Consider the following 13,456-nt stretch of genomic DNA (forward strand, 5'->3'; position numbering starts at 1 on the left):
ACTCAATTTATGGGGGAAAGTTATGAATAAACCCTTATGTGATAAGTATTCTCAATCACTTTACAGTTGAAATGTGAATTTAAAATCATTACAATAAGGTTTGAGGAAATTGGTTTTTTATCGGTGAAACTAAAAAGGTTAAACCATTTGTTCCATCGAACAATCTGGGAGGTATTTTTTTAACATGGCAAAATATACAATTGTAGACAAAGACACATGTATTGCTTGCGGCGCATGCGGTGCAGCTGCTCCAGACATTTATGATTATGATGATGAAGGCATTGCATTTGTTACGCTTGATGACAACCAAGGGACTGTAGAAGTTCCAGAAGTACTTGAAGAAGATATGCTTGATGCATTTGAAGGATGTCCAACTGACTCAATCAAAGTTGCGGACGAATCTTTCGAGGGTGACCCACTTAAGCATGAATAGTATAAAAGCCCCTTATGTAGGGGCTTTCAGATTGTTGACAAAGGGCTAAAATGATCTTTATTTTAGCCCTTTGTCTTCTTTTCAGCGTGATATGAAAACCCTTGAAGTCTAGGAAGGCCGAGTACTGGAGCGGAGCGAATTTGATATTCGTGAGCACCAGCACGCAGAACTGACACCGAATGCGAGGGTTTGTCTTCACGCTGAAAGCCCCTTATGCAGGGGCTTTTTTTATATTAACTATTTTGCAGTCGGCGTTTATTTTCAAACCATGGACGCATTTTGACAAAAATGAAGCTAAACACGATGGTAATGATGATTCCTTTTATAAAGTTAAAAGGTAAGATCCCTGCTGTAATGGTTGTCTTCAGTGCATGATCTGACAGTTCAGGCGCATTTAAAAACCATGTATACGCGGGGAGGAACAAGAAATAATTTAAAATGCTCATCATCACAGTCATAAGCAACGTTCCCATGATCATAGACCATGCCATCCCTCTTGCTGATTTAATTTTTTTGAACATAAAGGCTACCGGCAAGATGAATAGTGTGCCTGCGATAAAATTGGCGACTTGCCCAACAGGAACGCCAGACATACTGCCTTGGATGAGGTAATGCAGTACATTTTTTAATGCCTCAACAGCAATTCCTGCACCCGGTCCATAAATTAAAATCGCAATAATCGCTGGAATGTCACTGAAATCAATTTTTAAATAAGCTGGAAGCCCTGGAAAAGGGAAATCCAATAAAATTAAAACAAACGAAATACTACTGAGCATACTTGTTACTACTAAACGTTTTACTCTACTTTGATTCAACATTCTCTCTCCTTTTCGATCAAATCTTTCGAAAAGAGGATTGTTCAATTTTCAGCCATAAAAAAACCGCTCTTGAAAACAGGAGCGGGGAATTTAGGCTAGACAAATAAACGTGTAAACAACAAAGTTTTCAACGTTTATGAACCTCCATCTTCTCCCATCCAGACTATACTGTCGGCTTCGGAATCACACCGAATCCTGCCAAAAAAGGCTCGCGGGCTTAGAGACTATGCTCATCACCGCCGGTAGGGAATTGCACCCTGCCCCGAAGATTGATCATTATTCAATTCGACATCATTATATATGATATATGAGCATTTGTACAGATAAAAATCCTGAGCAATTTCATCAGTTTTAAAAAATCGTAAAAAACGCAAAAATTATAATGACAAATGCGCAAAAATTGGTTATCTTTTGTTTAAAGGTGTCCATTCTTTATAAAGACACTAAGGAATGTTCGTGTTTTCTTTTTCGCTTTACTGCTTTAATTTGATTGACACAGTGAAAAGGAATATGGTAAATTATCAGATATTTATGACGTTTATTTTAGGAGGAAATCTTACGATGTTTCGAGTATTAGTCTCAGATAAGATGAGCAATGATGGTCTTTTACCACTTTTAGAATCAGATTTTGTTGAAATTGTCCAAAAAAATGTAACAGAAGCAGAAGATGAATTACACACGTTTGATGCCTTACTTGTCAGAAGTGCAACAAAAGTCACAAAAGAACTTTATGAAAAAATGACTTCATTAAAAATTGTCGGCCGTGCTGGTGTGGGCGTAGACAACATTGATATTGATGAAGCGACAAAGCATGGCGTCATTGTCATCAATGCACCGAACGGTAATACGATCTCAACAGCAGAGCATACGTTTGCAATGATCTCATCTCTCATGCGTCATATTCCGCAAGCCAATATTTCTGTTAAATCAAAAGAATGGAACAGAGGCGCATATGTCGGTGCTGAGCTTTACGGAAAATCTCTTGGAATTGTTGGTTTAGGTAGAATCGGAAGCGAAATCGCTCAGCGTGCAAGAGCTTTTGGCATGACTGTCAACGTATTTGACCCATTCCTCACAAAAGAACGTGCAGAGAAAATCGGTGTCAATGCCAAATCACTTGATGAAGTACTCGAAGTATCAGATATTATTACTGTACATACCCCATTAACAAAAGAAACAAGAGGACTTCTCAATAAAGAAACGATTGCAAAAACGAAAAAAGGCGTTCGCCTAATTAACTGTGCACGCGGAGGGATTATTGACGAAGGTGACCTTCTTGAAGCACTTGAAAGTGGCCATGTCGCAGGAGCTGCACTCGATGTATTCGAGGTAGAACCGCCTACCGATAATCCGCTTGTAGATCATCCACACGTCATTGCAACTCCGCATCTTGGTGCATCTACAAAAGAAGCACAATTAAATGTAGCGGCTCAAGTATCTGAAGAGGTGCTTCAATTTGCAAAAGGACTTCCTGTCATGTCATCTATCAATCTACCAGCGATGACAAAAGACGAGTTCAAAAAGATTCAGCCTTATCATCAATTTGCCGGAAAACTTGGACGTCTTGTCTCTCAATCCATGAGAGAACCAGTAAAAGAAGTGAGCATTTCTTACGAAGGCTCTATCTCAAAACTCGAAACATCCTTTATTACAAAAAGTCTACTGTCAGGCTTTTTAAAAGAGCGCGTCGACTCGACTGTGAATGAAGTAAATGCTGGGATGGTAGCGAAAGAACGCGGCATTAGCTTTAGTGAAAAAATTTCTTCCAGCGAATCTGGTTACGAGAACAGTATTTCAATTGAAGTCAAAGGTGATCTTTCAACCTTTACTTTAAAAGCAACCTACATCCCGCATCTAGGAGAACGCGTTGTCTCTATTAATGGATTTAATATTGATTTTTATCCAGATGGACATCTTGTCTACATTCAGCACACGGATGCACCTGGTGTGATTGGTCAAGTCGGACAGATTTTAGGCGACCATGATGTCAACATTGCGACAATGCAGGTAGGACGTAAAGAAAAAGGCGGCGAAGCCATCATGATGCTTTCCTTCGATAAACATCTTGAGGATGAAATTGTCCAAAAATTAACTGAAGTACGAGATATTCTTTCTGTACGTCTGATCGACCTATAAAAACAGTGGTAAACCTCATGCAAAAGCATGAGGTTTATTTTGTTGATATCATTAAACGGTCACCCGTTCGTATGAGATGCGTTGTCAAAGCATTGATCTTTTTCAATTGATTCACGGTCATCTGGTGTTCTTTTGCAATCGACCAGAGGGTATCCCCTTGCTGAATGACATATGTATGTTTTTCATGTCCGTTTACATGAAGGGCTGGCTCTTGGAAACGGTCCATTGCAATGATTGTGAGCGGGTCGACCGCATCCTCTTTGCTCACTGACCAGTTGCCGCGGTGCACCTCAAAATGCAAGTGAGTACCTCTAGAGGCCCCTGTGTTGCCTATAATGCCGATCGGCTGTCCTGCTTGTACATGGTCTCCATTTGTAACATAGCGCTCGTGTAAATGGGCATAGACGGTTTCATATCCATTTGGGTGCCGAATAAACACGACTTCTCCATATGTAGCAGATACATAAGAACGAGTAACCACCCCTTCGCTTGCAGCAAAAATGGATTCTCCTTCTGGCGCAGCAATGTCTAATCCCTTATGCGAACCACCTCTTGTCCCAAACAAATCGGTGACTTCCCCTTTCACTGGTTCCACCCATTCGGTTGTTTTCTGTGCATGTGCAAATGGTGATAAAATAAAGAGCAAAACACAGCTGACGCATATGAAACAATACCTTTTCATCAGTGACTCCCCTTCTTTGAGGTTCTTTTCATGACAGCTTAGTATATAGCAAGGATGCCTTTTTCTATACATCAAAAAAGAACGCAATATGTTGCGTCCTTTAACGATCTTTTATGACAACTGGATTTGGCAGAGCCGGCACCTCTATTGGTTCTTTTAATTCATAGGGTCCTACTTGATCTATCCCTGCATTTTGAATCGTGACATCTGTAAAACCAAAATCTTTCGCTGTGAGCAGCAAACCTTCAATAAGTAGAATATGATCAATTGAGTCCGTTAATTGTGCTGATGCTCCAAACGAGATGGTCACATGTTTTCCTTTTGATGTCACTGCTTTAATCGGTTCTTCTTTAATTAATGGATCAAGTCCTGCATCGCTCGCCCGTTTCATGGCCTCAACCGCTTCTTCATAAGATGAATAATGAGTTTTTGAGGGCACCAAAAATGTCCCGCTCTTATTCTCTAATACGTAATAAGCATGCTTTGTTTGTTTATCAATTGAAATCGTTCCAATGCTTCCATTTGTCCCTAATTGAAGATGAGAGCCTTTGACTGACTTGACTTGCACTTGGTTATATTGGCTCCATTTCAGTGTTTCTTTTACCATGTCTTTAAACCGGTTGGCTTCTTTTAATGTATCAAGAGACAAATCACTTTTTAGCTGAAAGACCAGCGTATCCCCTTTTTCACTAATATCCACCATATCAATATAAGATTGAAGAGGTTTTGTCATATCAGCCAGCTGCACCTGTTCATATGTGCTCAGCATTGCCTGCACATGATCGTGCTCATTCTCTTTTTCAATACTAATCGGGACAACTTGAGAAGTCGATTCATCTATGTATGCAATCGTCATATACTTTTGCTGGTCAGCATTCGAAACAACATGTGAGGGCTCATTTGTATGTTTTACCGCCTCTAATGTTGCATTCACCTGTCCTTTGTCAGCACTCGATTCCATCTTTACTCGCTTCATATCGTGAGCAGCCGGCTGAAATAAATGAGGAGAAATCAAAAACGCCATAAATAAAACCACAACGGTAGCCACCGCTGGACCGATCCATTTGACATTTTTCTTTTTCTTCCCGCTTGCCATCAGCATCTGCTGATAAATCTGCTTAGATGAACGGTTGTCCTCCACCTTTGGAAGCTGACTTAGTAACACCTTGATTCGTTCTTCGCTCCAATCGGACCTGTTCGTTTTCATTCACTAGCTCCTCCTTCAAAAGCTCCATATGTTTTCGGAGCACTTTCAGGCCTCGGTGCTGAGTTGTTTTGACTTTGCTTTCCGAGAACTTTAACGCCTTTGCCGTCTCCATGATTGAGTATCCTTGGATAAACCGTAAAATGATGACAGCTCTTTGATCAATGGTGCAATGATCAAGTGCGGCATAGATTTCTTTTACATTTTCAGCCTGTACAGCCAGTTCATCTGGGAGTAAATCTGGATCTTTCACATCCTGCTTATCCCAATCAAACGTGCCGAGCACCCGTTGTCTAATGGTTTGCTGTTTGCGAAACCAGTCAATCGCCACATGCCTTGCAATTGAAAACAGCCATGTTTTCTCGCTGCTTCTTCCTTCAAAAGTTTTATATGAGTGAAGTACCCGAATGTAAACCTCCTGAACGAGATCCTCTGCCTGATTTTTATCTTTTACCATATAAAATAAAAACTGGTACAAATCTTGGTGGTACGAATCATATATTTTTTGAAAGGTTTCATGCATAGGAAACCCCTCCGTTCACTTATTTTTGTCGAGTGACTCTTACAAAACGTTACATTACAACTTTATGACAAATATATTACAAGTTCAACAATTTGGAAAGGGCTTTTTGTTTAACTTCTCCTTAAAAATATGAAAATAGAAAAAACACTTCGTTTTCTTTCGAAAAGAAGTGTTTCTCATGTAACAAGATTCTTCGTCAAGATTAGACGAGTTCCTGCTTTTTTCTCGGAATATAGAAAGTAAAGTGTGTACCTGTACCGGCTTTGCTATGTGCATGAATCGAGCCTTGGTGTGCCTCTACAATGTTCTTCACAATCGCAAGGCCAAGCCCAGTACCAGAACGACCTCTCGTTCTTGCTTTATCCGCTTTATAGAACCGTTCGAAAATAAATGGCAGATCCTCTTCTGGGATTCCGCTGCCCGAATCTTTTACATCCATCTTCAGCCCGTTCTCCACCGATTGAACTGAGAAATGAACCTCTCCGCCCTCTGGTGTATGACGTATGGCGTTATCAATGAGGTTGGTAAAAACCTGCTCAATCTTATCTGGATCGAATACAAAATGTGGCTCCTCCACTTGAATCTCATACGTAAGGTTGATTTGTTTTTCTTTCGCAATACCAAGAAACTTACGATAGATTTTCTCAGTCAGCTCTTCTGTATCTGTTGATTCAAGATTAAGCGTGATATGACCAGCTTCCATCCGCGCTAGATCCAGAAGGTCATTCACAAGACGCCCCATTCGAAGTGATTCGTCATAGATAATTTGCGCAATTTCTTTCTTTTCCTCTTCTGATCCAGCAATGTCATCTACAATGGCCTCACTATATCCTTGCAGCATAGCGATTGGTGTGCGAAGTTCATGACTAACATTGGCAATAAAGTCTTTTCTCAGCTTATCAAGTCTTCGTTCCTCTGTCATATCGCGAAGTACCGCGACTGCTCCCCTGACATCCTGCTGATTATACAGCGGAGACATGAGAAGAACCCAAGTACGTCCTTGCAGCGATACTTCGATCATCTGCTCTTTTTCCGTGCTGACGGCTGTATGAAACAGTTCTCGCGCTTCTGGCGGCAGTTCATCTCCATCTTTGATCTTCATATTTTGCTCGTAATACCATGCCTGCAAGAATCGTTCTGCAGGAGGATTGGTCATAAGGATCGTTCCATCAATATTGATGGTGATGACGCCATCAGCCATACTGCTTAGAATGTTGGACAAATGTTCTTTTTCTTGATTTAAGGCTGTAATATGAAATTTAAGCTGCTTCCCCATTTGATTAAAGGCGATGGCCAGTTCTCCAATTTCGTCTTGCGTTAAAATAGGGATTTTTGTATCGAATTTCCCTTTCGCCAAATCCTGTGCTCCTTCTCTCATCTTTCTCAGAGGATAGGTGACACGTGTAGATAAGAAGAAAGCAAAAATTGTGGTAAGAATGATCGCAATTCCGGCAGCTAAGAAGATATAACGCGTTGTATGTTTGGTTGTTTGTTCTACAGCGAGGAGAGACTGAGAAAGAAAGACCATGCCTTTTTTTCCGTTTGCCTCAAAAGGAACACCTACTACAATTCGTTCATCCTTCTGGTTGCCTGTATCAGGTTCTGCACGTTTACTGATTTTCTTTCGGTCTTTGAGTGATTCGTTCAAATCTTTGTCCGCTTCAATTTGTTCCTTTGTTATCGCAGGAAGCTTTCCGTCTTTTTCAGACGAATACCATTCTAGTCCATCTTCTTGAATAATCGCAATACTCGTCAATTTGTCAGCAAGTTCTGATGTAATCGACCTTGCGAGTGATTGATCCTCATGACTTTCTAAAATAACCGCTACTTTGTTTGCCATTTGTGTTAAATCAGACTTTGCTTCTTCCACGTGATAATTCTCAATGAATTCTAAAAGAAGCACGGTTAAAATGGATAAAACAATGAGGACGAGGAAGAGAATGGTCAACCATAGCTTTCCTACGACACTTTTCCAAAGCTTCATTCAGCGCCGACCTCAAATTTGTACCCAACACCCCATACAGTTACGATTTTTTTCGCAGCTTCTGGTGACACTTTATTCAGTTTTTCTCGAAGTCTTTTCACGTGAGTATCTACTGTTCTCAGGTCACCAAAGAATTCATATTGCCACACTTCTTTTAAAAGCTTCTCCCTGTCATAGACCTTATCTGGTGTTTTCGCAAGGAAGTATAAAAGCTCATATTCCTTCGGCGTCAGACTTACTTCTTTGCCATCAGCTGTCACTCTATGTGCATCATGGTCAATAGATAGATGAGAAAACACAAGCACATCCTTTGTTGTGGTCCCAGTATTGAGATATGACGTTTGAGAAGACCTTCTGAGCAATGCCTTCACGCGTAAAACAACTTCACGCGGGCTGAAAGGTTTTACGATGTAATCATCAGTTCCTGCCTCAAACCCTTGGACACGGTTCGCTTCCTCACCTTTTGCCGTCAGCATAATGATTGGCGTGGCTTTTTTATCTCGAATTTGATTACACACTTCAATCCCATCTGTGCCAGGCATCATTAAATCAAGCAAAATGAGGTCATAATCGGTTTGAAGCCCTTTTTGAATCGCCTCGTCCCCATTTTCCGCTTCATCAATTTCATAATTTTCACGTTCTAAATACATTTTTAAAAGGCGGCGAATTCTTGCCTCATCATCTACGACTAATATTTTCGTTTGAGTTGTGTGTTCCATTAGACAATCCTCCTGCTTTCTCCGTTGTTACATTCATTTTAACAAAAAGCCGAATTGAATCATAAAGGTTGGCCTTTTTCTTGTGATTATGCGTAAGAATGCAGTCCCGCAATCACAAGATTGACAAAGATGAGATTAAACATAATTATGGCAAACCCGATTACGGCAAGCCAAGCGGACTTTTCGCCATGCCAGCCTCGCGATAACCGAAGATGGAGATAGGCTGCATAAAAGAGAAACGTAATCAATGCCCATACTTCCTTCGGGTCCCAGCCCCAAAATCTTGTCCATGCAATTTGCGCCCAGATCATCGCAAAGATCAGTCCACCTAACGCAAATACAGGAAAACCAATAGATACAGCTCTGTACCCAATTTCATCGACTAAATCGAGATTCACCTGTCTCACGAGCGGTTGAAGCAGCGCACTTAGTCGTTTGCGAATGATCAATCTAAGGAGCCCGTAAATGATCAGCCCGACGCCAAATGACCATAACACTGTATTGACCTTTCTGCCTGAAAAAACAGGTGGTAAATCAACGAAAGGCTCCAATCGATCTTGCGTCACAAGCTCCCCTTTATGAGGCCCGACTAAGGCTGGCAGCTCATAAACCATGACACTTTCTTCTTTATTTTTATCTATCCAATTAAACTTCGCTTCATATCCTGTCATTCTAAAGACTGATGTGACAGCGATAAATGAAAGTGTCACCACAATCATGAACATGACAAGCTCTAAACCAAACGTCTTTTTCCCTGGCTTTGTTTGATCGACATGCTTTAAAAGGAAGATGACACCTGCCACAAAACTGATCGCTAAAATGGCTTGACCGAGCGCTGCTGTTGTCACGTGAATATATAGCCAATTACTTTGAAGTGAAGGAATCAGCGGTGAAATATCCGATGGAAACATGCTTGCATAGGCAATGATCAACAAGGCTATTGGAAGTGTGAATAACCCAAGTACAGACACTTGATACACAAAATATAAAATGATAAATGCAAGCACCAGCATCATACCAAAAGCCGTTGTGAACTCAAATAAATTACTGACTGGTGCATGACCAGACGCCATCCATCTTGAAATAAAATAACCAAATTGGCTCAAAAAACCGATGATGGTGAGCGTAATGCCGATGAGCGCCGACTTATTTCTGCGCGGTCCATCCTCTTTCTTTTTTCCTTTAATGGCACCGCCAAAAAAAGGAACTGCCGCTAAATAAAATAGAAAAGCTGCAAATAACAGATTTTCACTGACTGCCGCCATCTAATCCTTCCCCCTTGCTTTTGCTGATACTCGTTGTATCAGGCAGTTCTTTTTGATCAACTGGCTGTTTGATGCCGCTGCTACTCAGTAACACATTGAGATCGGACTTTAAGCCAAACCAGTTTTTGTTTGTGTGTCCTGCCACAAATACTTTTCCGTCCTTTGCCGACAGCCAGATTCTTCTATGCTGCCAGTACATCCCCTGCACGACACCAATCATGAAGATGATCCCGCCAACGATTAGTATCCCAAGTGTTAAGTCTTTTCTAACAGTCAATCCTGTTACGTTTTTCGTTTCAACGCGATCAAACTTCATCTTATATATATTGTTATCAGAACCCTCTACTGTCTCTTGAATAGCCACAAAGCTTTTTTCACCTTTAGGTTTTTCAGGAGAGATCATTTCAAACACGAAAGCAGGATTATTCGGATTCCTTGTTTTCGTACTTGGCGTTCCATCTTCATCAAAATAAAAATCAGGCAAATAGCTCATCACCTTGACTTTGTAACCGCTACCAAGATCATATTCTGATTTAGGCTCCAGCAGATTAATCTTCACTGTTCCGAAAGATTTTTCTGTATCTTTTCGAATCAACTGAAAGACCATTTGATCGAGTTCATTTTGTTTAAAATCCACTTGATATAATGAGAAATGATCAAACTTAAGCGGTTCGTTCACTTTGATATCGTGTTCTGTTACCTGCTTCAGCTTTGGTTTTTCACCAAAAACAACTTCCCCTTCACGTTTGTATAAGATGGCATCGGTTTTATAACTTTTCACCACTTGACCGTCGCCAGCCTTTTCAATGGCATTTTCAAACACTTCTTTTTCATTTCCAGATTCATAGCGATCAATTGAAAACGCATTATTTTTCAAGAAGTATTGTCCATCCGTGCCTGGGATCGGTGCTGTTTCGCCTTCTCTCACCCATAGCGTTTCATCGACATACATGCCCGGGACAAACCGGAGCATCGATCCAAGGAGAAAAATAATTAATCCGATGTGATTGACGTAAGGTCCCCAGCGTGAAAAGCGGCCTTTTTCAGCTAAAATATGTCCATCTTCTTCTCGCACGCGGTAACGCTTTTGTTTCATCGCTCTAACGATGCCTTCATATGTATGCTGATCTAATGTTTTGTCTGTTTCGCTGAACAGACGCTGCCTTCTCATAAAGCTTTCTTTTTTGACAACACCTTGATTTTTGAGTGCCCGATAAAGAGGAATGACCCGGTCGAGACTACAAATCACCAGGGAAATTCCGATAGATGCGACAAGGGCTAAAAACCACCAAGAACTATAAAGATCATGGAATCCAAGTATGTAATATAGCTTGCCAAACGATCCATATTGCTCCTCATAATAAGTGGAAGCTGATGCACCTGGCGGAATAAACCGCTCCTGCGGAAAAATAGTTCCTAGCGAAGAAGCTAATAGTGTGATGACAATGAGCCACACACCCACTTTTACGGAAGAAAAAAAGTTCCATACTTTATCAACAATCGTTTTGTTGTATGTTTGCGAGCGTCTCGCACTGCCGTCATATCTCATATCTAGCAGCTTTGAAGAGTTTTTCTCTTTTGTCGCAATGGGATTTCCGCATGATTCACATAGAACAGTACCGATTGGATTAATATGTCCACACTCGCACTTTACCTCTTTCATTCTATGACCCCTTTGGTTTAATCAAATTCATATATTCATAGACATTACGTTCTGTCATGGTTCCCTTTATGACTTTGATTACCTTGCCTTCAGGATTAATTAAAAATGTGGTTGGCAGTGGCGTAATATCATATGCCTCTGTGACTTGACGGTCTTTGTCCAAAGCAACCGGAAAATTCACGCCATAGGCATCCATAAAATTCTTAACGGCAATATTTGATTCCCCAACATTCACTGCAACAATTTCCACACCGCGATCCTTGAACACTTGATATTGATTCGCCATATAAGGAAATTCTTGTTTACATGGACCGCACCATGTACCCCAAAAATTCAGAAAGATGCCTTTGCCTTTTAAGTCCTTTAACTCAATCCGCTCCCCATCTACAGATTGAAGGACAAAGTTAGGTGCAATAGATCCTTCTTTGACTCGATCCTGTTTGGCAAATACTGAGTTATACATGGTATAACATAATGCAGCAAGCATCACGAGGAGAATGCCCGTCCGTATGAAAAACCGTCTTTTCTTCATCTGAAGTACCCCTTCCCCATAGACATTCAGGTAAATTATAGCATTCTCCTTCTTTTGATGCTTCTTCATTTTTTGAAGTTTATGTGAAAATTAGTTAGCACTTTTCCCGTGATCAGCAATCGCTCTAAGGCGCTTTACTTCATGCGGAGTTAATTCTCTGCGCTCTCCCGGTCTCATCCCTTCTATATGAAGGAATGCATATTGCTCCCTTTTTAGCTTTAAAACGTCATGACCAATCGCTTCAAACATGCGGCGCACTTGTCTGTTTCTACCTTCATGAATGGTTAATTGGACAATAGATGTTTGCTTTCGTTTATCAATAGAAAGCATTTTGGCACGAGCACGTGCTGTCTTTTTATGATCTAACATGATCCCTTTTTCCAGCTTTCTGAGCAATTCCTTTGAAGGGATGCCTTTTAGCTTTGCTGCATACGTTTTATCAATTTCATATTTCGGGTGCATGAGCGTATGGGCAAATTCGCCATCATTTGTAATCAAAATCAAACCGCTCGTATCATAATCTAACCGGCCGATTGGATAAAGGCGCTGCGGGATATCATCAAAGAAGTCTGTAACGACTTTACGGCCTTTATCATCCTCGGCAGCTGAAATGACGCCGCGCGGTTTATAAAGCATAAAGTAAACCGGTTCTTCTCTTTCTAGCTTTAATCCGTTGACTTCAATTTTATCTGAAGAGCCCACCTTCACTCCAAGCTCTGTCACTGTTTGACCATTAACGGTAACTCGTCCTTCTTTAATTAATTCTTCAGCCTTCCGCCTAGAAGCGACGCCGGCATGTGCAATTACTTTCTGTAAACGTTCCATTTGTCTTTCACCTCATGTACTATCTTACTTGCTTGACTAGAAACAAACAAGCATTCGCGGAAAAATAAGCGATTCGTCTGTCTAATTTCAGCTAAAAAACTGTTTTCAATCCATTAAATACAAAAAAGCGCCTGATTAGGCGCCGCTAAATAACAAACTGACGATAATAACAGATGCAATGATGCCAATAAGGTCCGCTAACAGACCTACTTTCAGCGCATCCCCCATTTTTTTAATACCGACTGCTCCAAAGTAGACCGTTAAAATGTAAAGAGTGGTGTCTGTTGATCCTTGCATGACGGCTGCAAGCTGCCCAATAAAAGAATCTGGACCATATGTCGCAATCAAATCTGATGTCATGCCGAGTGCAGCTGTTCCTGATATCGGACGAATAAACGCAAGCGGCACCACCTCTGTAGGAAAGCCAATCGCTGTAAATACGGGTTTTAATAAACCCATAACAAAATCAAGCGCACCTGACGCACGAAATATCGTGATGGCCACAAGCATGCCAACTAAATATGGAATGATTGAAAAGGCAATTTGAATGCCCTCTTTCCCGCCTTCCACAAATGTTTCATAGGTCGGTACTTTTTTGATGGTTCCAGCAATCAAAATGCCTGCGATGATCAGTGGAATCAAAGCAAGTGACAGCCAGTTAATAAATGCCAC

General features: G+C 40.9%; 13 protein-coding genes and 1 riboswitch. Of the genes, 2 read left to right on the top strand and 11 right to left on the bottom strand.

All coding sequences use genetic code 11. The annotated features are described in order from the left end of the window. Nucleotides 1-184: 184 nt before the first annotated feature. The gene (locus tag C6W18_RS02025; RefSeq protein WP_003215700.1) at nt 185-433 is read left to right on the top strand and encodes a ferredoxin; all 249 of its coding nucleotides are present in this window, start codon (nt 185-187) and stop codon (nt 431-433) included. A gap of 233 nt (nt 434-666) precedes the next feature. On the opposite strand, the gene fmnP is transcribed toward C6W18_RS02025, so the two are convergent. Beyond that, the gene (fmnP, locus tag C6W18_RS02030; RefSeq protein WP_034318833.1) at nt 667-1,251 is read right to left on the bottom strand and encodes a riboflavin transporter FmnP; all 585 of its coding nucleotides are present in this window, start codon (nt 1,249-1,251) and stop codon (nt 667-669) included. Nucleotides 1,252-1,393: 142 nt separating this feature from the next. Continuing rightward, nucleotides 1,394-1,525, bottom strand: a riboswitch (FMN riboswitch). Nucleotides 1,526-1,812: 287 nt separating this feature from the next. On the opposite strand from fmnP, the gene serA reads away from it, so the two are divergent. Further along, on the top strand, nt 1,813-3,387 hold the full coding sequence (serA, locus tag C6W18_RS02035) for a phosphoglycerate dehydrogenase (protein WP_034318829.1): 1,575 nt from the start codon (nt 1,813-1,815) through the stop codon (nt 3,385-3,387). A gap of 34 nt (nt 3,388-3,421) precedes the next feature. Here the strand turns inward: serA and C6W18_RS02040 are convergent, their stop codons facing one another. The 10 genes from C6W18_RS02040 to C6W18_RS02085 form a co-directional block, all read right to left on the bottom strand. Next, entirely contained in the window at nt 3,422-4,069 is a 648-nt protein-coding gene (locus C6W18_RS02040) for a M23 family metallopeptidase (protein ID WP_105925655.1), read from the bottom strand. 100 nt (nt 4,070-4,169) lie between these two features. Then, nucleotides 4,170-5,276, bottom strand: a complete 1,107-nt coding sequence (locus C6W18_RS02045) for a sigma X negative regulator (protein ID WP_105925657.1) — start codon at nt 5,274-5,276, stop codon at nt 4,170-4,172. Beyond that, a complete protein-coding gene (gene sigX, locus C6W18_RS02050) occupies nt 5,188-5,796 on the bottom strand; it encodes an RNA polymerase sigma factor SigX (RefSeq protein WP_105925659.1) in 609 nt (202 codons plus the stop codon). Before sigX ends, C6W18_RS02045 begins: the two co-directional genes overlap by 89 nt. Nucleotides 5,797-5,998: 202 nt before the next feature. Then, on the bottom strand, nt 5,999-7,780 hold the full coding sequence (locus C6W18_RS02055; protein WP_105925661.1) for an ATP-binding protein: 1,782 nt from the start codon (nt 7,778-7,780) through the stop codon (nt 5,999-6,001). Continuing rightward, on the bottom strand, nt 7,777-8,499 hold the full coding sequence (locus C6W18_RS02060) for a response regulator transcription factor (protein ID WP_003215596.1): 723 nt from the start codon (nt 8,497-8,499) through the stop codon (nt 7,777-7,779). Before C6W18_RS02060 ends, C6W18_RS02055 begins: the two co-directional genes overlap by 4 nt. Before the next feature lie 86 nt (nt 8,500-8,585). Beyond that, nucleotides 8,586-9,764: a c-type cytochrome biogenesis protein CcsB gene (ccsB, locus tag C6W18_RS02065; protein WP_105925663.1), complete on the bottom strand. Its 1,179-nt coding sequence runs from the start codon at nt 9,762-9,764 to the stop codon at nt 8,586-8,588. Continuing rightward, a complete protein-coding gene (gene resB / locus C6W18_RS02070; RefSeq protein WP_105925665.1) occupies nt 9,748-11,427 on the bottom strand; it encodes a cytochrome c biogenesis protein ResB in 1,680 nt (559 codons plus the stop codon). The genes ccsB and resB overlap by 17 nt, the downstream gene beginning before the upstream one ends. A gap of 1 nt (nt 11,428) precedes the next feature. Beyond that, nucleotides 11,429-11,959 carry a thiol-disulfide oxidoreductase ResA gene (gene resA / locus C6W18_RS02075; protein WP_105925667.1) on the bottom strand — a complete coding sequence of 177 codons (531 nt, stop codon included), beginning with the start codon at nt 11,957-11,959 and terminating at the stop codon, nt 11,429-11,431. 90 nt (nt 11,960-12,049) lie between these two features. Continuing rightward, nucleotides 12,050-12,784: a 23S rRNA pseudouridine(2605) synthase RluB gene (gene rluB / locus C6W18_RS02080; protein ID WP_034318807.1), complete on the bottom strand. Its 735-nt coding sequence runs from the start codon at nt 12,782-12,784 to the stop codon at nt 12,050-12,052. Nucleotides 12,785-12,919: 135 nt separating this feature from the next. After that, entirely contained in the window at nt 12,920-13,456 is a 537-nt protein-coding gene (locus C6W18_RS02085) for a spore maturation protein (protein WP_105925669.1), read from the bottom strand.

Source organism: Bacillus sp. LLTC93 (assembly GCF_002993125.1).
In the GTDB taxonomy this organism is placed as follows: domain Bacteria; phylum Bacillota; class Bacilli; order Bacillales; family Bacillaceae; genus Bacillus; species Bacillus zhangzhouensis.